Origin of the sequence: Amycolatopsis bartoniae, from assembly GCF_014191255.1 — a bacterium.
GTDB classification, from domain to species: domain Bacteria; phylum Actinomycetota; class Actinomycetes; order Mycobacteriales; family Pseudonocardiaceae; genus Amycolatopsis_E; species Amycolatopsis_E bartoniae.
This window is the reverse complement of record NZ_JACHWH010000009.1, coordinates 34550-53457: the sequence shown is the minus strand read 5'-3', so window position 1 is coordinate 53457 and position 18908 is coordinate 34550. Positions and strand designations below refer to the sequence as shown.

The 18908-nt window shown below is 71.4% G+C and carries 18 protein-coding genes and 1 pseudogene; 11 read left to right on the top strand and 8 right to left on the bottom strand.

Annotated elements, in window-relative coordinates:
* The 5 genes and pseudogenes from FHX82_RS29830 to FHX82_RS29810 form a co-directional block, all read left to right on the top strand.
* Entirely contained in the window at window positions 1-393 is a 393-nt protein-coding gene (locus FHX82_RS29830; protein ID WP_145932746.1) for a VOC family protein, read from the top strand.
* A gap of 94 nt (window positions 394-487) precedes the next feature.
* Entirely contained in the window at window positions 488-817 is a 330-nt protein-coding gene (locus tag FHX82_RS29825; protein WP_145932747.1) for a putative quinol monooxygenase, read from the top strand.
* A gap of 53 nt (window positions 818-870) precedes the next feature.
* Entirely contained in the window at window positions 871-1275 is a 405-nt protein-coding gene (locus FHX82_RS29820; protein ID WP_183176913.1) for a MarR family winged helix-turn-helix transcriptional regulator, read from the top strand.
* 83 nt (window positions 1276-1358) lie between these two features.
* Entirely contained in the window at window positions 1359-2480 is a 1122-nt protein-coding gene (locus FHX82_RS29815; protein ID WP_145932749.1) for an FAD-dependent oxidoreductase, read from the top strand.
* A gap of 75 nt (window positions 2481-2555) precedes the next feature.
* A pseudogene (locus FHX82_RS29810) lies at window positions 2556-2789 on the top strand (integrase core domain-containing protein); the annotation flags it as partial.
* A gap of 32 nt (window positions 2790-2821) precedes the next feature.
* Here the strand turns inward: FHX82_RS29810 and FHX82_RS29805 are convergent.
* Window positions 2822-3406, bottom strand: coding sequence for a TetR/AcrR family transcriptional regulator (locus tag FHX82_RS29805; RefSeq protein ID WP_183176912.1), 585 nt, complete (start codon window positions 3404-3406; stop codon window positions 2822-2824).
* An 87-nt stretch (window positions 3407-3493) separates the two neighbouring features.
* Between FHX82_RS29805 and FHX82_RS29800 the strand changes: the two genes are divergently transcribed.
* The gene (locus tag FHX82_RS29800; protein WP_145932750.1) at window positions 3494-4432 is read left to right on the top strand and encodes an alpha/beta fold hydrolase; all 939 of its coding nucleotides are present in this window, start codon (window positions 3494-3496) and stop codon (window positions 4430-4432) included.
* Here the strand turns inward: FHX82_RS29800 and FHX82_RS29795 are convergent.
* From FHX82_RS29795 to FHX82_RS29785, 3 genes are all read right to left on the bottom strand, one after another.
* The gene (locus FHX82_RS29795) at window positions 4429-4692 is read right to left on the bottom strand and encodes a DUF6199 family natural product biosynthesis protein (RefSeq protein ID WP_145932751.1); all 264 of its coding nucleotides are present in this window, start codon (window positions 4690-4692) and stop codon (window positions 4429-4431) included. The two genes, FHX82_RS29800 and FHX82_RS29795, sit on opposite strands and share 4 nt — an antisense overlap.
* A 6-nt stretch (window positions 4693-4698) precedes the next feature.
* A complete protein-coding gene (locus FHX82_RS29790; RefSeq protein ID WP_145932752.1) occupies window positions 4699-5088 on the bottom strand; it encodes a DUF427 domain-containing protein in 390 nt (129 codons plus the stop codon).
* A gap of 131 nt (window positions 5089-5219) precedes the next feature.
* Window positions 5220-5762 (bottom strand): TetR/AcrR family transcriptional regulator, encoded by a 543-nt coding sequence (locus tag FHX82_RS29785; protein ID WP_183176910.1) that lies wholly within the window; start codon window positions 5760-5762, stop codon window positions 5220-5222.
* Between FHX82_RS29785 and FHX82_RS29780 the strand changes: the two genes are divergently transcribed.
* The 3 genes from FHX82_RS29780 (at window position 5743) to FHX82_RS29770 (ending at window position 10568) form a co-directional block, all read left to right on the top strand.
* The gene (locus FHX82_RS29780) at window positions 5743-6318 is read left to right on the top strand and encodes an alpha/beta hydrolase family protein (protein WP_183176909.1); all 576 of its coding nucleotides are present in this window, start codon (window positions 5743-5745) and stop codon (window positions 6316-6318) included. The genes FHX82_RS29785 and FHX82_RS29780 overlap by 20 nt on opposite strands.
* A gap of 38 nt (window positions 6319-6356) precedes the next feature.
* The gene (locus tag FHX82_RS29775; RefSeq protein WP_145932754.1) at window positions 6357-9710 is read left to right on the top strand and encodes a TM0106 family RecB-like putative nuclease; all 3354 of its coding nucleotides are present in this window, start codon (window positions 6357-6359) and stop codon (window positions 9708-9710) included.
* A 393-nt stretch (window positions 9711-10103) separates the two neighbouring features.
* The gene (locus FHX82_RS29770) at window positions 10104-10568 is read left to right on the top strand and encodes a DUF4396 domain-containing protein (RefSeq protein WP_145932755.1); all 465 of its coding nucleotides are present in this window, start codon (window positions 10104-10106) and stop codon (window positions 10566-10568) included.
* Here FHX82_RS29770 and FHX82_RS29765 read toward each other — a convergent pair.
* Window positions 10476-11162, bottom strand: a complete 687-nt coding sequence (locus tag FHX82_RS29765; protein ID WP_145932756.1) for a TetR/AcrR family transcriptional regulator — start codon at window positions 11160-11162, stop codon at window positions 10476-10478. The genes FHX82_RS29770 and FHX82_RS29765 overlap by 93 nt on opposite strands.
* A gap of 86 nt (window positions 11163-11248) precedes the next feature.
* On the opposite strand from FHX82_RS29765, the gene FHX82_RS29760 reads away from it, so the two are divergent.
* On the top strand, window positions 11249-12982 hold the full coding sequence (locus FHX82_RS29760; RefSeq protein WP_145932860.1) for an ABC transporter ATP-binding protein: 1734 nt from the start codon (window positions 11249-11251) through the stop codon (window positions 12980-12982).
* Window positions 12983-14180: 1198 nt separating this feature from the next.
* Window positions 14181-15998, top strand: coding sequence for an ABC transporter ATP-binding protein (locus FHX82_RS29755; protein ID WP_145932861.1), 1818 nt, complete (start codon window positions 14181-14183; stop codon window positions 15996-15998).
* Window positions 15999-16526: 528 nt separating this feature from the next.
* Here FHX82_RS29755 and FHX82_RS29750 read toward each other — a convergent pair.
* The 3 genes from FHX82_RS29750 to FHX82_RS29740 are packed head-to-tail and all read right to left on the bottom strand — an operon-like array spanning window position 16527 to window position 18906.
* On the bottom strand, window positions 16527-17108 hold the full coding sequence (locus FHX82_RS29750) for a hydrolase (protein ID WP_145932757.1): 582 nt from the start codon (window positions 17106-17108) through the stop codon (window positions 16527-16529).
* Complete coding sequence (locus FHX82_RS29745; protein ID WP_221216721.1) at window positions 17105-18466, bottom strand: MFS transporter; 1362 nt, start codon at window positions 18464-18466, stop codon at window positions 17105-17107. The genes FHX82_RS29750 and FHX82_RS29745 overlap by 4 nt, the downstream gene beginning before the upstream one ends.
* Window positions 18463-18906, bottom strand: a complete 444-nt coding sequence (locus FHX82_RS29740; RefSeq protein WP_183176908.1) for a MarR family transcriptional regulator — start codon at window positions 18904-18906, stop codon at window positions 18463-18465. The genes FHX82_RS29745 and FHX82_RS29740 overlap by 4 nt, the downstream gene beginning before the upstream one ends.
* Window positions 18907-18908 lie beyond the last annotated feature (2 nt).

The following is an 18908-nucleotide window of genomic DNA, read 5'->3' as shown; positions in this document are numbered from 1 at the left end:
ATGATCGATCATCTCGGTGTCCAGGCGGCCGACGTCGAAGCGTCGCTCGCCTTCTACCTTCGGATCTTCGCGCCGATCGGAATGCGTGCGGCGGTGCGCTTCCCGGCCGGGAACAGTGTCGTGGTCGGCCTCGCGGCCGGCGAAAGCGGGCCGGAGTTCTGGCTCAGCGCCGCGGGGGGCGGGGAGACGCGGGAGCTGCACGTCGCCTTCCGGGCGCCGGACAGGTCCGCTGTGCACGCTGTGCACGAGGCGGCCGTCGAGGCCGGGGCGGAGGTGCTGCACGCGCCCCGTGAGTGGCCCGAGTACCACCCCGGCTACTACGCCGTGTTCCTCCGGGACCCCGACGGCCACAACGTGGAGGCGGTGCACCACGGGAATCAGGTGACTGTCTGACAAAGCCTTGGTCCAGGTCCTGCCCGGCCAGCTTGACACTTAGACTTCTAACAGTTAGCGTTCTAAGTGTTAGGTCGATCGGAAGGAGTACGAGATGCATGCGAAGCAGCCGGGAATGGTGCTGAAGGTCAAGGCGAAGCCCGGAATGGGGGACGAACTGTTCAAGGCTTGCCACGAGCTTCACTTCAACGGTGACCCGGACGGCCCGGTCGACTGGGTCCTTGCTCGGTCGGACGAAGACCCCGACCTCATGTGGGCCTTCGAGTTCTATCGCGACGACGCGTCGTTCGACCGCCACTACTCGAGTCCGGCGCTCCAGGAAGGGCGGCTCGATGAAGGGCACCAGCGGATCGCCGACCTCGTCGCCGACGGCGCTGAGGAATGGGGCGTCCGGACGCCGGTGCACATCGTCTCGGCCAGTTGAGGGTCCGGAGTATGGATGCGCGGGGAACGACACCGGCCAGCAGCCTTGACCTGATGCGCTGGATCGTCTGGGCGCAGCGGAAAACCGGTGAGGACTGGATCCGGGAGCGCGGGCTCAGTCATGAGCAGAGTGCCGCGCTCGTCTACCTGGTCCGGAATCCCGGAGCGATCCAGCGGGACATCGCCCGGATGAGCCGCACCAGCGCGGCAAGCGTGTCCAGCCTCCTGCAGGGGCTCGAGCGGCGCGGTCTCGTCGAGCGGCGCACGGACCCCGGCAACGAGCGCAGCAAACGCGTCTACGCGACACCGGCGGGAAGCGAACTCATCGCCGGGTTCGACACCGCGATGACCGGCGTCGAGGAGACGATCCTGGCCCCGCTGGACGAGGCGGAACGGGCCACCCTGCAGGCCCTGCTCACGAAAATCGCCGCGGATCTGCCGCAGCCGACCCCGTCCTGACCCAGCGCGTGGCCGCGCCGCGCATTCACACCACGTCCGCGCCGCGCCGGCGTGCGCCCGATCCTGCCCGGAACAGGAGCATCATGAACACCCCTCACGTGACGATCATCGGCGCGGGCCTCGGCGGCCTCACGCTCGCCCGCGTCCTGCACGTCCACGGAATCCCGGCCACGGTCTACGAAGCCGAGCCCGCGCCGACGGCCCGCGCGCAGGGCGGGATGCTCGACATCCACGACTACAACGGGCAGCTCGCCATCGAGGCGGCCGGCCTGATGGACGAGTTCCGCGGCATCGTCCTCCAGGGCCGCCAGGCCATGCGGATCCTCGCCCCCGACGGGACCGTCCTGCTCGACAAGCCCGACGACGGCAACGGCGGACGACCCGAGGTGCAGCGCGGTGACCTGCGCCAGATCCTGCTCGACTCACTTCCCGCCGGCGCCGTGCAGTGGGGCTGCAAAGTCGTCAGCGCCCGTTCCCTGGGCGAGGAGCACCACGAGGTGACCTTCGCCGACGGCGGCACTGTCACCACGAGCCTGCTCGTCGGAGCTGACGGCGCCTGGTCGCGGGTGCGGCCGCTGCTCTCCGACGCCACCCCCGAGTACACCGGTATGTCCTACGTCGAGACCTACCTGTTCGACGTCGACACCCGACACCCGGCGACCGCACACGCCGTCGGCAGCGGCTCCATGGCCGCGCCCGGGGCGGGCGGCAAGGGGATCCAGGCCCACCGGGAGAAGGGCGAGACCATCCACACCTACGTCGTACTCCGCGAGTCGCAGGAGTGGTTCGACGCCATCGACTTCGCCGACAGCGCGGCCGCGGCCGCACGGATTGCGAAGGAGTTCGACGGGTGGGCACCGGAACTCACCGCACTGATCACCGACGGCGACGTCCCGCCGCTTCTGCGCCCCATCTTCGCCCTGCCGCTCGGGCACAAGTGGGAGCGGGTGCCCGGGGTGACCCTGCTCGGCGACGCCGCCCACCTCCTGACGCCGAACGGCGAAGGCGCCAACAGCGCCATGTACGACGGGGCCGAGCTCGGCAAGGCCATCGCCGCACACCCCGGCGACATCGAGACCGCCCTCACCCAGTACGAGGAAGCCATGTTCCCCCGCAGCGTGGAGTTCGGCTCCATCGGCGCGGAACTCCACGACCTCGACGACGACGCGGCCGCGGGCCTGATCAAGCTCTACACGGAGAACTGAACGTCAGAGCCGCCAGGGGCATGGTGAGCTTCGAACGGTGCTCCCAGCGACTGCCGAGGGGACCGGAGGACCGGGATCACCCACAAACGCACCCGCCCCTACCGGCCTCAGACCAATGGAAAGGTGGAGCGATTCAACCGCACCCTTCTCGACGAATGGGCCTACGCCCGGCCCTACCAATCTGAAGCCGAACGCCGCGAAGCACTGCCACGATGGCTACACACCTACAATCACCACCGCGGCCACACCACACTCGCAGGCCACCCACCCGCCAGCCGCCTACCTAACCTCCCCGGACAGAACACCTAGGTGACTTCGGGTCGGCGTTGCGCTCGTCCGCCCTAGCTTCGTGCCTGCAGCGCCTGCGAAAGCGCGCTCATGCTGATGTCGACGATCGTCTGCAGCTGCTCCGGACTCGCGCCGGCCCTGCTCATCACGGCCAGCGACTGGTTGACCGCCGCGAGGTGCACGGCGAAGTCGTCGGCGTCGGCCAGTTTCGCGGCGTTCAGGGCGGTCCGCAGCCGCGCACGCTGAAGGCTCAGAGCTTCGGTCGCGCGTGCGGCGATGCGGGGGCTGAGCACCGGTATCGCCATCGCGGTCTGGGCGACCAGGCATCCGTCCGGCAGATCGGGGTCGGCGATGCGCCTCAGTGTGACTTCGAAGAACTCCCTTATCGCCCGCAGTGGCTCTTCAGGCGCGCTGGACAGGGCCTGGTCGTACCGCTCCCCGTAGCGCGTGGCGTAGCGGTCCAGGCAGCGCAGGTAGAGCGACTCCTTGTCGCCGAGTGAGGAGTAGAGGGAACTGCGGTTCAATCCGGTCACCCTGGACAGGTCGTCGACCGAGGTGTCGGCGTACCCGGCTCGCCAGAACTGCACCATCGCCGCGTCGAGCACGAGGTCCACATCGAACTGCTTCTTCCCGGCCACCGCGCAGGCACCTCGCTTCAGTCAAGCCGTTGTGACCTGCCCATCCTATCTTGAACCAAACAGTTCAAGATGAGTTAGGGTCGTGACATGACCGACGCTGCCACGAACCGCTCACGCGAGCAGACCCCGATCTCCTTGCCGCTGCACGACCTTGCGGGATTCACCCACCGCTGGGTCGACGCGGACGGCATCCGGCTCCACGCCGTGGAAGGCGGTCAGCCGACCGGCCCTGCCGTCGTCCTGCTCGCCGGATTCCCGCAGACCTGGTGGGCTTGGCGCAAGGCGATGCCGGGCCTTGCCGAGCGGTGCCACGTGATCGCCATCGACCTGCCCGGACAAGGCCACTCCGACCGCCCTCACGACAGCTACGACACGCACACCGTCGCGTCGCGCGTCCAGGCCGCGGTGACCGCGCTCAACGTGCCGAAGTACTGGCTCGTCGCCCACGACATCGGGGCCTGGGTCGCCTTCTCGCTGGCCCTGAACTACGAAGAGCGCCTGCACGGGGTCGCTCTGCTCGACGCCGGCATCCCCGGGATCACCCTCCCGGACGCCGTTCCCACGGACCCCGACCGGGCCTGGAAGACGTGGCACTTCGCGTTCCACCTGGTGCCCGATCTTCCCGAGACACTGCTCACCGGTCGCGAGCGTGACTACGTCGACTGGTTCCTGACGGTCAAAGCACTGTCCCCGGACACGTTCGACGGCACCGAAATCGACCACTACGCCGCCGCCGTCGCGGCGGAGGGCGGTCTCCGGGCGTCCCTCGCTTACTACCGCGACGCCGCGGAATCCGCGCGCAAGAATCACGACGCTCTCGCGCGACGGCACTTGACCGTCCCGGTCCTGGGAATCTCCAGCTCCCACGGCTCAATCCCCGACATGGCCGCCTCCATCAGCCCCTGGGCGGACAACGCGACAGGCGTCGTCATCCCCCGTGCCGGACACTTCATTCCGGACGAGCAGCCCGATGCGGTCGTGGCCGCGCTGACCGCGTTCATCGGTCACGAACGCGTGGGGAACTAGCGGAAGAAAGTCAGCCAGACCAGGAGCGCGACCGCCACCAGGGTCGCCGCCCCGATCACGCGGGCGAACACGAGTACGGCCGCGGACGGCTCCGGGCTCTTCCGGTCCTTGAACTGCCAGCGGGCCATCCGCATCTGCCACCGCCACGACACCTCAGGCCGCACCAGAGCGAGCACGGCGGACACTGTCGCGCCGAGAAGGATGACCACGGTGACGGCGTCGAACGCGACGCTGCCGGAGCCGTGGATGGCTTCCTCCACCACCGGTCAGTCTTCGACCGAGATCTCGACCCGGTCCGGGTAGAAGGCCACGTGTGACGCGATCGCCTCGACCGCCTCGTACGGGTGCTCGTACGTCCACACCGCGTCGGCGATCTCCTCCGTCTCGCCGGTGTCCGGCCGCTTCAGGGCGATGCTGTAGTAGCCCGCCTCGCCCTTGTACGGGCAGTACGTCTGCTTCGCGCTGGGGCGCAGCACCTCCGGGTCGACGTCGGCGAGCGGGACGTACTGCACCGGCGGGTACACCGACTCCCGCAGGGTCAGCGCCGACGTCGTGTCGGCGATGACCCGCCCCGCCGCGCGCACCACGACGCGCGCCGGGGTCGGCTCCACCGTGATCGGGTGCAGCTTGCCCGGGGTCTTCCGCTTGCGCTCCATCACTCCGCCTCTCGCCGGCGCCTCAGCGGCCGGTGCTGATGAAAATGTGTTCGGACACGAGAACTCCTTGCCGGACGGGACGAACAGGATGGCACGAGTGTGCGTCCCGTTGCCCCACCCGGGCATCGGACTCATGGCCGGTCCGCATCGGCCACCCGGCCAGTCTTCCCCCGCGGGCGCAGTCCGTCGAGGAACAGCGTGAGGTACAGCCGGATCCGGGGCTCGTCCGGCACCGGGCGCAGCGCGTACGCGGTGCCGACGAGCAGGCGGCGGATGTCGTCCGCGCTCACCTCCGGCCGTATCGCGCCCGCGGCCCGCGCCCGGCCCAGCACCTCGTCGACCGCGGCGCCGAGCCGGGCGGCGAGCGGTGAAGCCTCGCCACACGCCTGTCCTGCGGCCAACACGGCTGCCACGCCGGGATCCGACAGCTGCCCACGCAGCACGAACTCGGTGATCCGCTCGAACCCGGCCACCGGATCGGGATTTCCGGCTGCCGCCTCACAGGCCGCCACCAACCGCCGCATCCCGTCGACACCCAGCGCCTCCAGCAACGCCTGCTGCGTCGGGAAGTGCCGGTACACCGTGCCGACCCCGACCCCCGCGAGTCGCGCCAGCTCCTTCATCGGCGGCGCCTCACCGGTCGCGCGCAGCTGCTTGCGCGCGGCCGTCAGCACGCTCTTCCTCGTCTTCCACGGCTCCAACCAGACCGGCCGCCAGGTGCGCGCCGCGTCCGGGTTCGCCGCCGGGACCGCCGGCGGCCGCGGCGTCGTCGCGTACCTCGACGGGCACCGGAAGCACTGGAACGACCCGCGCAAGGCCACCACGTTCGGGACCGAAGACGACGTCGCCTTCACCGAAGCCGTGCTGGACGAGGTGACCGCCCACACCGGGACCAGCCGGACGTTTCCGATCGGCTACTCCAACGGCGGTCAGTTCGTGATCCGCCTCGTGCACGAGACCCCGCACCGGCTCCCGAAACCGCCGCGTACTACGCCGCCCGCAACGGGATCACCGCCGCTCCGACGACGACGCCCCTGCCGCACCGCGGCGGCCGTCCGCACCGACTACCGCGAGGACGGCAAGGCGCCGGTCATGCTCTACACCGTCGAGGGTGGCGGGCACGTCATCCCGGGGCCGGGCAAGGCACCGCGGGTCCTCGGCCGCAACACCCGTGACCTCGTGACGGCCGAAGCCGTGACCGAGTTCCTGGCCGTCGCCAGCGTGTCCTGACCCGATCGGCGCCGGGGAACGTGTCAGACTCCCCGGCGATGCACACGCCCTCGGACCTCGCCGACCTGCTCGAATGCGAGCACCGCAGCATCCTCAAGCAGGCGTTCGCCGCGAAGCTGCCGGGCGCGCCGACGCCGGAGGCCGGGGGCGACGCGCTCGCCGTGAAGCACGGGCAGGCACACGAACAGGCCACGCTCGCGCGGTTCCGCGAGGAGCGGCCGGGGCTCGTCGAGATCGACTACCACGACCGCGTCTCGGCCGCCGCCGCGACCGCGGACGCCCTGCGAGCGGGCGCGCCGGTGGTCTACCAGGCGGTGTTCGACGACGGTGAGTTCACCGGCCGCGCGGACTTCCTGGTGCGCGACGCCGAAGGCCGGTACGAGGTCTACGACACGAAGCTGGCCCGGCATGCGCGCCCGGCCGCGGTCCTGCAGGTCACCGCGTACGCCGACGCGTTGCGCCGCGGCGGCTGGCCCGCCGGGCCGGACATGCACCTGCTGCTGGGCGACGGCAGCACCACGACGCTGCACGCCGACGACTTCCTGCCGCTGCTGCACCGGTTGCGCGCCAAGCTGGCCGGCCGCCCGGCCCGGCTGCCCGAACGGCTGTGGTCGGACGAACGCCCGGCGTGCGCGGGGTGCGGTTTCGCCCGGCACTGCGCCGAAGGCCGCGAAGCCGACCGCGACCTCGCGCTCGTCGCTGGCATCCGCTCCGACCAGCGCCGCAAGCTCGCCGCGGCCGGGCTCGGCACGATCGACCGGCTCGCCGCCGCGACGCCCGAGGACCGGCCGCGGGACATGTCGCCGCGCTCGTTCACCGCCCTGCGGGCCCAGGCGGCGATCCAGGTGCGCCAGGACGAGACGGGCGAGATCAGCTACGAGATCGTCGACCCGGACGCGCTCGCCGCGCTGCCGCCCGCCCGTCCCGGTGACGTGTTCTTCGACATGGAAGGCGATCCCTACGCGCTCGGCGGCACTGGACTGGAGTACCTGTTCGGCGCCGTGACGCCGGACGGTGAGTTCATCCCCTTCTGGGCGCACTCGCGCGCGGAGGAGAAGCGGGCCTTCGAGCGGTTCGTCGACTTCGCGACCCAGCGCCTCGCCGAGGATCCCGGGGCGCACGTCTACCATTACGCGCCCTACGAGGTCACCGCGCTCAAGCGGCTCGCGGCCCTGCACGGCACGCGCGAGGAGGAGGTCGACGACCTGCTGCGCCGGGGCGCGCTCGTCGACCTGTACGCCGTGGTGCGCAAGGCTTTGCGGGTCTCGCAGCGGTCCTACTCGATCAAGTACCTGGAGCCGCTCTACATGCCGTCCGCGCGCGACGGCGACGTGAAGACCGCGGTGTCGAGCATCGAGGCGTACGAGGAGTACCTGACGCTCACCGATCTCGGCGAGCGCGAGCACGCGGCCGAGGTGCTGCGCGGGATCAGCGACTACAACGAGTACGACTGCGTCTCCACCCTGCGGTTGTTCGAGTTCCTGCACGAGATCCGCGAAAAGGCGGGCATCGAGCCGCCGCCCGCACCCGTCGAGTCCGATGTGGACGCTCTGCTGCGCGACACGACGGACCAGGTGGACGCGGAGCGCCGCGCGGAACGGGCCGCGCGCCTCGCCGGGCTGACCAGGGCCCTCAACGCCACCGGCGACGAGGCGGCCGCGCTGCTCGCCGCGTGCGTCGGCTACCACCGCCGCGAGACCAACCCGGCGTGGTGGGAGTTCTTCCGCCAGCTCGCCGCGCCGCTCGCGGAGCTGGAGGCGGACACGACGTGTGCGGTGCCGGTGTCGGTGCACGCGGGGGAGTGGGTGCCGCCCACGGGCCGGGCGCGCACGGCGAAGCGGACGCTCGTGCTCGCGTGCGATCCCGACCGGCCGCACCCGTTCACGTCCGGCGACCAGGTGCGGCTCCGCTACGACGGCGCGGCACGCGACGCGCGGGTGGTCGCCGCGTCGGCCGAGGAGCTGACGCTGGAGGAGAGCTGCAAGGTCGACGAGACCGGGGACGGCCTGCCGTCCGCCGTGCTGCCCGGCAGTCCCGTGCGGCCCTCGCCCAAGGACGAGGCCGTCGCCGAGCTCGCGCAGTTCGTCGTCGACCGCCTGCCGGAACTGCCCGCGCATCCCGGAATCGACCTGCTGCGCCGCCTTCCGCCGCGGTTGCGGGGTGGCCGCGCGTTGCCGGAGCCCGGCGAGGACCTGGTGCGCACGGTCATCGAAGCCGTCGACGCGCTCGACGGCTCGACGCTCGCGGTGCAGGGACCGCCGGGAGCGGGCAAGACCTACCTCGCCGGCCGCCTCATCGCGCACCTCGTGCGAGCGGGCCGGACCGTCGCCGTCACGTCGAACAGCCACAAGGCGGTGGAGAACGTGCTCGCCGCGGCGAAGGCGAACGCGCCGGAGCTGCCGTGCGCCAAGCGGCCCCGCAAGACCCCCGAACCGGATGTGCCGTGGGAGCAGCCCAGGACCAACGACGCGCTCGTGCGGTGGCGCACCGAGCACGACGACGGTCACCTCGTCGGCGGCACCGCGTGGACGTTCGCCAACGCCGCCGTGCGGGCCGAGCCGTTCGACGTGCTGATCGTCGACGAGGCCGGGCAGTTCGCACTCGCCGACGCGCTCGCGGTGTCGACGGCGGCGCGGAACCTGGTGCTGCTCGGCGATCCGCAGCAGCTGCCCCAGGTCGTGCAGGGCACCCATCCCGCCGGTGCCGAGGCGTCCGCGCTGGGGCACCTGCTCGGCGACGCCGACGTGATCCCGCCCGGGCTCGGCTACTTCCTCGACCAGACCCGGCGGATGCACCCGGACGTCTGCGAGCCGGTGTCGCGGCTGTCCTACGCGGGAAAGCTGCACGCCCACCCGTCCACGGCGCAGCGCGGGATCGACGGCGTCCGCTCCGGGCTGCACGTGCTCGAAGTCGACCACCGGGGCAACACCACGCGATCCGTGGAGGAAGCCGAGGCCGTCGTCGAGCTGGTGTCCGCTGTGCACGGTCGCAAGTGGACCGACCACGACGGTGTCCGGCGGCTGGCGGACGAGGACATCCTCGTCGTCGCGCCGTACAACATGCAGACGCGCACGGTGGCCAGGGCGCTGGAGCGGGCCGGGCACCCGGGTGTGCGCGTCGGGACCGTGGACCGCTTCCAGGGGCAGGAGGCGCCGGTGGTGCTCGCGACGATGACCTCGTCCTCGGCCGTCGACCTGCCGCGCGGACTGGACTTCCTGCTGTCGCGCAACCGGCTCAACGTCGCGCTCTCGCGGGCGCAGGCGCTCGCGGTGCTGGTGTGCTCGCCGCGCCTGGTCGAGGCGGACATCCGTACCGTGGACCAGATGCGCCTGGTCTCGGGCATGATCGGCCTGACGCAGGCCGCGACCCCTTGGCGGATCGGGGACTTCTGACCCTGGCGCCCTCGGCCCGGCCTGCGCTGGGGGGCGGGATGTCGGAAAACTGGTCGCATCGCTTCGCTGCCGGTGGTCGTCGCCGAACACTACCTGGTGGCGATACTCGGCGAGCACACGAACTGGGCGCGCAACGTCCGCGGCCGGGGGACAGGCGGCGCTCCGGCACGGCCGCCGCGAACCGGTGCGCCTCGTCGAGGTCGAGGCAGGGGAGCGCGCGGCAGTACCTGGCCGTCGCTCCCGGTGTCCGGCTCCACGTGCCGGTCGCGCCCGTCGGCGAGTTCGTGAAGATCGCGAGGAACTACCCCGTCTTCCGGATCGCCTAGATACCCCTACCCCGTACTTGCGCGGAAGTTCGTCTCGGCTTACTGTGTACCCGGAGGGGGTATAGAGATGGACTCCGGTACACATAACTCCGCACACGCGGCGACCTGGGCGAGCGCGGCACAGGCCACGTTGCACTGCCTCACCGGCTGCGCGCTCGGCGAGGTGCTCGGCATGGTCATCGGCACCGCGGCCGGGCTGTCCAACGCGGTCACGGTCGTGCTCTCGATCGTGCTGGCGTTCGGCTTCGGTTACGCCCTCACCATGCGCGGCGTGCTGCGCGCGGGTGTCGGCGTCCGGGACGCGCTCAAGATCGCGCTCGCCGCCGACAGCGTGTCGATCGCGGTGATGGAGGTCGTGGACAACGCGGTGGTCGTCGCGGTGCCGGGCGCGATGGACGCCGGGCTCGGCGACGGGCTGTTCTGGGGCTCGCTGGCCGGGTCACTGCTCCTGGCGTTCGTGCTGACCACACCCGTGAACCGCTGGCTCATCGCGCGCGGCAAGGGGCACGCTGTCGTGCACCGCTTCCACTGACCGCGCCGCGAGGCCGTGCAGCAGCGGCAGGTACACCTCGTCGACCAGGTCGATGACCGCCTGCTCCGGCATCGGGCCGCGGCACAGGAGAGTCTCGTTGCGGATGAGGTCGAGCGGCACCCTCGTCACCCTGGCGGGCAGCTCCACCGGGTCGAGCTCGCCGCGGGCGACGGCGCGGTCCACGATGGCCTGCAGCGTCGAGGACATCGGTGACTGCCGGAGCCGCTGGTGCAGCAGCTCGACCACCTCGGGGTGGCGGAAGGCTTCACCCATCACGCCCGCGATCACCTCGGTCATGACGCTGTTGGCGCGTTCGGCGACGCGGCGGAACAGGGCGATCAGGTCCCCGCGGAGGCTGCCGGTGTCGATCGGCACGGCCATTTCGGTCGGGGTCTGGCGGGCCCAGGCGGCGAGGACGAGCTCGGCCCGGTTCGACCAGCGGCGGTAGATGACCGGTTTGCTCGTCCGCGCCCGCTTCGCGACCGACTCGATCGTCAACCGGTTGTAGCCGACTTCCACCAGCTCGACCCACGTGATGTCGAGGATGACGTCTTCCAGTTCCTTGCCCCGGCGGCGTGGCTTCGGCTCCGGCACGAACTCCCCTAAAATACGTTGCGTATCTTATTTCCCTCGGCTACTGTGCCCATATTAGATACGGATCGTTTCCGATGGGGGATCTCGTGCTCATCCGCCTGTTGCGCACGCACCTGCGGCCGTACCGGCAGGAGCTCACGATCGTGCTCGTGCTCCAGCTGATCGGCACGGTGGCGTCGCTCTACCTGCCGAGCCTGAACGCCGACATCATCGACTTCGGCGTGGTCCGCGGCGACACGGGCTACATCCTGAAGACCGGCGGCTGGATGCTCACCGTCACGGTACTGCAGATCCTCTGCTCCGGCGGAGCGGTTTTCTTCAGCGCTCGCGCCGCGATGGGCTTCGGCCGCGACGTGCGGGCCGCGGTGTTCTCGCGGGTCGGCCAGTTCTCGGCGCGGGAGGTCGCGCAGTTCGGCGCGCCGTCGCTCATCACGCGCACCACCAACGACGTGCAGCAGGTGCAGCTGCTGGTGGTCCTGGTGTGCACGGTGCTGGTCACCGCGCCGATCATGTGCGTCGCGGGCATCGTGCTCGCGCTGAGGGAGGACGTGGGGCTGTCCTGGCTGCTGCTGGTCTGCGTGCCGGTGCTGCTGATCGCGATCGGGTTGATCGTCACGCGGATGGTGCCGCAGTTCCGTCTGATGCAGGAGCGCATCGACCAGGTCAACCGGGTGCTGCGGGAGCAGCTGTCGGGCATCCGGGTGGTGCGCGCGTTCGTCCGGGAGCGCGCGGAGACGCAGCGTTTCGGCGCGGCCAACACCACGCTGACGGACACCGCGTTGCGGGTCGGGCGGCTGCAGGCGCTGATCTTCCCGACGGTGATGCTGATCCTCAACGCCTCCAGCGTGGCGGTGCTGTGGTTCGGCTCGCATCGGGTCGACGCGGGGGAGATGCAGATCGGCGCGCTCACGGCGTTCCTGAACTACCTGCTGCAGATCCTGGCGTCGGTGATGATGGCGACGTTCATCTCGATCATGATCCCGCGGGCGGCGGTGTGCGCGGAGCGGCTCAACGAGGTGCTCGACACGGAGTCCTCGGTGCGCCCGCCGCTCGCGCCGGTGCGGGAGCTGCGGGCGCACGGGCAGGTCGAGTTCCGCGGCGTCGAGTTCCGGTACCCCGGTGCCGCGGAGCCGGTGCTGCGCGACATCTCGTTCCAGGCGCGGGCCGGCACCACCACGGCGATCGTCGGCAGCACCGGCGCGGGCAAGACCACGCTGCTGTCGCTGGTGCCACGGCTGATCGACGTCACGGCGGGTGAGGTGCTCGTCGACGGGGTGGACGTGCGGGAGCTCGACCCGGACGTGCTGTGGCAGCGGATCGGGCTGGTGCCGCAGCGGGCGTACCTGTTCACCGGCACGGTGGCCAGCAACCTGCGTTACGGCAATCCGGACGCGACCGACGAGGAGCTGTGGGAGGCGCTGGAGATCGCGCAGGCGAAGGATTTCGTCGAGGCGATGACGGGCGGGCTGGAGGCGACGATCGCCCAGGGCGGCACCAACGTGTCCGGCGGCCAGCGCCAGCGGCTGGCGATCGCCAGGGCTCTCGTGCGGCGGCCGGAGGTCTACCTGTTCGACGACTCGTTCTCGGCGCTGGACCTCGCGACCGACGCGGCGCTGCGCCGGGCGCTGCGCCCGCACACCCGCGACGCGGCGGTGGTCGTGGTGGCGCAGCGCGTCTCCACGATCCTGGACGCCGACCGGATCCTGGTGCTGGACAACGGTTCCATCGTGGGCGCCGGCACACACCACGAGCTGCTCGCCACGTGCCCGACGTACCAGGAGATCGTGCACTCGCAGCTGACCCCCGAGGAGGCGGCGTGAGGCACGGGGTTCCGGAGCCCGGGCGGGCACCGTCCCGCACGGGCAGGGCATCCACCATGCGGCCCCCGCCGATCGACGCGGCTTGCCCCACGGCAGGCGGGCGGCAGCCCGGCGGGACCGGGCGCGCGACAGCGCCATCCCGGCCCGGCGGCACGCCGAACGAAGCACTCACCCCGCAAGGCGCGGCGGTGGGCGGGAACGAGACTCCACCCGCGACGGGCCAGCGAGCACGGTGGGCCTGCGGCACCGGGCGGCTGGCGCTCCGTGCAAGTGGTGCGTTCACCGCGCTCAGCCAGCGGCCAGCCGTGCCCGCGGCAGGCGGGCGGCAGTCCAGCCACAACCGGCGTGCGACAGCGCCATCTCGGCCCGGCGTCGCGCCGAGGGCGTTGAGCTCCCACGAAGCACCCACCCCGCAACACACGCCGAACCAGCAAGCACGGTGGGCCTGCGGTACCGGGTGGATCACGTTCCCTGCAAGCGGTGCGTCCACCGCGCTCAGCCAGCGGCCAGCCGTGCCCGCGGCAGGCGGGCAGTCCAGCCACAACCGGCGCACGACAGCGCCATCCCGGCCCGGCGTCGCGCCGAGGGCGTTGAGCTCCCACGAAGCACCCACCCCGCAACGCGCGGCGGTGGGCGGGAATGCGGCTCGACCCACAGCGGACCAGCGAGCACGGTGGGCCTGCGGTATCGGGTGGTTGGCGTTCCCTGCAAGCGGTGCGTCTACCGCGGCGGGCCAGCGACCAGCCCTACCCGCGGCAGGCGGGCGGCAGCCCGGCGGGACCGGGCGCGCGACAGCGCCATCCCGGTCCGGTGGCGCGCCGAGGGCGTTGAGCTCCCAGGAAGCACTCACCCCGCAACACACGCCGATCCGCGAGCGGCCAGCTTCACCCGCGGCGAACCAGCGAGCACGGTGGTCCTGCGGTACCGGGTGGATCACGTTCCCTGCAAGCGGTGCGTCCACCGCGCTCAGCCAGCGGCCAGCTCGCCCCCCGGCAGGCGGGCGGCAGTCCGACACCGGGCGCGCGACAGCGCCATCCCGGCCAGACAGCGCGCCGAACGAAGCACTCACCCCGCAACGACCGCCGATCCGCGTGAAAAGCGTGCCCGGCGGGACCATCCACCGACACTCGACCTCTGGGGAGGCGGCGTGACCACCACCGCGAACCGGCCCGCGGGGCCGCGGCCGCAGGGCGGGCCGATGGGCCGTGGCATGCCCGGCATGGCCATGCCCGTCAGCAAGGCGAAGAGCTTCGGCCCGTCCGCGCGGCGGCTCGTCGCCCGGCTGCGGCCCGAGCGCGTCCCCTTCGCGGCGGTCGTCGCGCTGGGCGTCATCAGCGTGGCGTTCACCGTGGCCGGGCCGAAACTGCTCGGCCAGGCCACCGACGTCATCTTCGACGGCGTGCTCGGCCACCTGCGTGGCATTCCCGGCGCGGGCATCGACTTCGGCCGCCTCGGTACCGTCCTCACGTGGGTGCTGGCGTTCTACGTCGCGAGCTCCGTCTTCGGCTGGCTGCAGGGCCGCCTGCTGAACCTCGTCGTCCAGCGGGTGGTGTTCGGGCTGCGCGCGGACGTCGAGGCGAAGCTGCACCGGCTGCCCCTGCGCTACTTCGACGGCCAGCCGCGCGGTGAGCTGCTTTCCCGCGTCACCAACGACATCGACAACATCTCCTCCACCCTGCAGCAGACGCTGAGCCAGCTGATGACGTCGTTGCTGACGGTCATCGGCGTGATCGTCATGATGCTGACGATCTCCCCGCTGCTGTCGCTGATCGCGCTCGCCGTGGTCCCGGCGTCGGTCTTCATCACGGGGTTCATCGGCAAGCGCGCGCAGAAGCTGTTCATCGCCCAGTGGCGCAACACCGGTGCCCTCAACGCCCACATCGAGGAGGCGTTCACCGGGCACCAGCTGGTGAAGGTCTTCGGCAGGCAGCGCGAGTCCGAGGCGGAGTTCCGGCGCCGCAACGACGAGCTGTTCGACGCGGCACGCGGCGCGCAGTTCGTGTCCGGGCTGATCATGCCCGCGATGATGTTCCTGTCGAACCTCAGCTACGTCGTCGTCGCGGTGGTCGGCGGGCTGCGCATCACCTCCGGCGCGCTGACGCTCGGCGAGGTGCAGGCGTTCATCCAGTACTCGCGGCAGTTCACCCAGCCGTTGACGCAGATCGCGTCGATGGCGAACCTCATGCAGTCCGGTGTCGCGTCCGCCGAGCGTGTCTTCGAGGTGCTCGACGCCGAGGAGCAGGAGCCGGGGCCGGCGGAGAGCGCCGAGATCGCCGACCCGCGGGGACGCGTCGAGTTCTCCGGCGTCAGCTTCTCCTACAGCCCCGACCAGCCGCTCATCGAGGACCTGTCATTGGTGGCGGAACCGGGGCACACGGTCGCGATCGTCGGGCCCACCGGCGCCGGGAAGACCACGCTGGTCAACCTGATCATGCGGTTCTACGAGCTGAACTCCGGGCGCATCACGCTCGACGGCGTGGACATCACCCAGCTGCGCCGCGAGGACCTGCGCTCGCGGATCGGCATGGTGCTGCAGGACACGTGGCTGTTCGGCGGCACGATCCGCGACAACATCGCCTACGGCAGGCCGGAGGCCACCGAGGAGGAGATCGTGGCGGCGGCGAAGGCGACCTTCGTCGACCGGTTCGTGCGCACCCTGCCCGACGGCTACGACACGGTGATCGACGACGAGGGCACCAACGTCAGCGCGGGGGAGAAGCAGCTGCTGACGATCGCGCGGGCGTTCCTCGCGCAGCCGGCGCTGCTGATCCTCGACGAGGCGACCAGCTCCGTCGACACCCGCACAGAGGCGCTCGTGCAACACGCGATGGCCGCGCTGCGCTCGTCCCGCACGAGCTTCGTGATCGCCCACCGCCTGTCCACGATCCGCGACGCCGACCTGATCCTGGTGATGGAGTCGGGCCGCATCGTGGAGCAGGGCACGCACGCGGAGCTGCTCGACGCGCACGGCGCCTACCACCGGCTCTACTCGTCGCAGTTCGCCGCGGCCGAGTGAGGTGAGTTCGCCAGCCAGGGTGGCGGTCGCCCCGGAGGCTGGCAGCTCGACGAGGCGGCGACGGCGGTGACGCCACGGAAGCACCGGGGGTGTCGGTGAGGTGGGCCGGGCGGCTCGTGTGAGCGGCTCGGCCCACCGCCATGGGGTGCGGGTCTGCTGTGATTCCGAAGTTCCGCTGTGGCGCCCGTGTGGTGGCGGCTGGGTGAGGTAGCACCGGGGGTGTCGGTGAGGGGGCGGGCAGCTCGGTGTGAGCGGTCCGGGCCGCCGCCGTCGGGTGCGGGTTTGCTGTGGTTGCGGAAGTTCCGCTGTGGCGCCCCGTGTGGTGGCGGCTGGGTGAGGTAGCACCGGGGGTGTCGGTGAGGTGGGCCGGGCGGCTCGGTGTGAGCCGCCCAGCCCGTCGCCATCGGGTGCGGGTTTGCTGTGATTCCGAAGTTCCGCAGTGGCATCCATGTCGCCGCGGCCGGGTGGAGGTAGCACCGGGGGTGTCGGGCCGGGCGGCTCGGACGTGAACCACCCGGTCCGCCGCCGTCACGGGCGGGTTTTCGCCAGCAGCTCCAGGATTTCCGCCGTGGTGCCCGTTTCCCCGAGACGCGGGAAGATCCGCTCCACGCTGTGCCGGTGCACCTCCTCGTCGCGGTCGGCCATCGCGTCCGTCGCCAGCGTCACGTGGTAGCCGTGCTCGTGCGCCGCGCGGGCCGTGGACTCCACGCCCGCGCTCGTCGCGATTCCGCCCAGCACGATCTGCGTCATTCCGCGGCGGCGCAACTGCAGGTCCAGGTCCGTGCCGTAGAACGCGCCCCAGTTCCGCTTCGTCACCACGATGTCGCCGGGCCGCCGCAGCTCGTCGACCACCTCGTCCCAGCCCTCGGGCCAGTTCCCGCCGTGCCCGCGCGCCTCGGTGCGGCCCGGCGCGGCGTCCGACCAGTCCGGCGCCGCGCTGACCCGCACCAGCACCACCGGCAGCCGGTGGGCGCGGAACGCCTCGGCCAGCTCGGAAGCCCGCGACACCACCTCCGCCGGCGAGTGCGGGACCGTCGGGATCCCGACGATGCCGCGTTGCAGGTCGATCAGCACCAGCGCGGTGCGTTCGTCCACAGTGGTCAGTGTCATGCCGTGCTTTCCTTTCGTACCGCGCCGATGCGGCGCAGGGACCGGTCGAGCACGGTCACCACCAGCAGTACGGCGGCGACCGCGATCAGGAACTCCGAGAGCGAGTGCAGCCCGGAGGTGTCAGCGCCGGACGCGAGGAACGCGCCGTTCGCCGCCGAGGCGACGATCGCGCCGAGGTAGGTGAAGGTGCGCAGCAGTCCCGCGGAAGACCCCATCCGCTCGGGATCCGCCTGGTGGTACAACGCGTTCTGGTTCGCCAGGCTCAGCAGTCCTTGCGGCACACCGGAAACGATGGACACGCCCACCAGCAGCCAGATCGGGGTCGTGGGCTCCAGCAGCACCAGCAGCACGCACGTGACGACCAGCACGACCGCCCCGACGAGCAGCTTGCCCCGCACCTGCGGATGGCGGCCGGTCGTCGCGGACACCAGGATCGCCGTGCCGAACATCGGCAGCAGCACCAGCCCGGCCGCCGACGCCGACAGGTGGTGCGACTCCTCCAGCCACTGCGTGTACCCGTAGAGGAAGGCGTACGACACGACGAACGACAGCAGCGTCCGGCCGAACGTGCCCAGCAGCGCGCCGTTTCCGCCGAGCACCCGCAGGTCCAGGAACGGTTCGGGCACGCGCAGCTCCCGCACGGCGAACGCCGCGCCCGCCGCGACGACCAGCACCGGCAGGTACCAGTGCCCGGCCTTGAGGTCCATCAGGAACAACAGCAGCAGGGTCAGCATCGCCGCGAACAGCAGGATCCCTGGCACGTCCAGGCGCGGCCGGTCGGATTCGCGCGGGGTGCGGGGCAGGCGCAGCGCGCCGAGCACCACGCACGCCACCGACAGCGGGATGTTGATCGCGAACACCGTGCGCCAGCCACCCGCGCCGATCAGCAGCCCGCCCAGCGTCGGCCCGACGACGGCGACCGTCTGCGCGGACACGGCGAGCGCCGTCAGCACGCCCGACGGGCTGTCCTGCCCGGTGCGGCGCGCTTCGCTGCGGATGAGGTACATCGCGGCGGGATAGCCCGCGCAGGTGCCGAACCCGAGCAGCACGCGCGCGACAACCAGGACCGGCAGGGACGGTGACAACGTGCCGAGCAGGCCCGCGACCCCGGCCAGCGCGGTGCCGGCGAGGAACAATGGGCGCGGGCCGTAGGTGTCGACGAGCCGTCCCACCACCGGCTGCCCGACGGAGGTCGCGAGGTACAGCCCCGACACCAGCCACGCGGTCTGCCCGGGCGGCGCGCCGAGCGCGAGGCCGATCGGCACCAGCGCGACCGCGATCATCGAGGAGTTGACCGGGTTGAGGATCGTGCCGAGGACCATCGGCGCGATGAGCCTGCGGTCGAACGGCGCGGTCATGACCGGGTGAGCCGGTCGAGGAGCGCCATCGCGTCGAGGATCTGCTGTCGCTCCTGCTCGCTGTACTCGTCGTTCAGGACGCGGGCCAGCCACTCCGACCGCTCGCGGCGGCCGTCGGTGAGCTGCGCCCGGCCCGTCTCGCTGAGCGAGATCAGCTGGCGCCTGCCGTCGTCCGGGTCGGGCCGCCGCTCGATCCAGCCGTGCTCGTCGAGCGCGGAGAGCCACGCCGCCATCGACTGCGGGCGCACGCGCTCGGCCGCCGCGAGGTCGCTCGCGGACATCGGCCCGTCGCGGTCCAGCCGCGTGACCACGGCGGTCTGGGACGGGGTGAGGTCCTCACCGCGCGTCGCTTCCCGGATGCGCCGCCGCACCCGCCCGATCACCGCCCGTACCTCCTGCGCCGCGGCCAGCGCCGACGGTGCGATGCCTTCGTCTGCCATGT

Excerpts from the sequence above, each read along its gene's own strand:
- FHX82_RS29830 (WP_145932746.1), top strand. The coding sequence starts at position 1 with ATGATCGATCATCTCGGTGTCCAGGCGGCCGACGTCGAAGCGTCGCTC.
- FHX82_RS29825 (WP_145932747.1), top strand. The coding sequence starts at position 488 with ATGCATGCGAAGCAGCCGGGAATGGTGCTGAAGGTCAAGGCGAAGCCC.
- FHX82_RS29820 (WP_183176913.1), top strand. The coding sequence starts at position 871 with ATGCGCTGGATCGTCTGGGCGCAGCGGAAAACCGGTGAGGACTGGATC.
- FHX82_RS29815 (WP_145932749.1), top strand. The coding sequence starts at position 1,359 with ATGAACACCCCTCACGTGACGATCATCGGCGCGGGCCTCGGCGGCCTC.
- FHX82_RS29800 (WP_145932750.1), top strand. The coding sequence starts at position 3,494 with ATGACCGACGCTGCCACGAACCGCTCACGCGAGCAGACCCCGATCTCC.
- FHX82_RS29790 (WP_145932752.1), bottom strand. The coding sequence starts at position 5,088 with ATGGAGCGCAAGCGGAAGACCCCGGGCAAGCTGCACCCGATCACGGTG.
- FHX82_RS29775 (WP_145932754.1), top strand. The coding sequence starts at position 6,357 with ATGCACACGCCCTCGGACCTCGCCGACCTGCTCGAATGCGAGCACCGC.
- FHX82_RS29770 (WP_145932755.1), top strand. The coding sequence starts at position 10,104 with ATGGACTCCGGTACACATAACTCCGCACACGCGGCGACCTGGGCGAGC.
- FHX82_RS29755 (WP_145932861.1), top strand. The coding sequence starts at position 14,181 with ATGGGCCGTGGCATGCCCGGCATGGCCATGCCCGTCAGCAAGGCGAAG.
- FHX82_RS29750 (WP_145932757.1), bottom strand. The coding sequence starts at position 17,108 with ATGACACTGACCACTGTGGACGAACGCACCGCGCTGGTGCTGATCGAC.
- FHX82_RS29745 (WP_221216721.1), bottom strand. The coding sequence starts at position 18,466 with ATGACCGCGCCGTTCGACCGCAGGCTCATCGCGCCGATGGTCCTCGGC.
- FHX82_RS29740 (WP_183176908.1), bottom strand. The coding sequence starts at position 18,906 with ATGGCAGACGAAGGCATCGCACCGTCGGCGCTGGCCGCGGCGCAGGAG.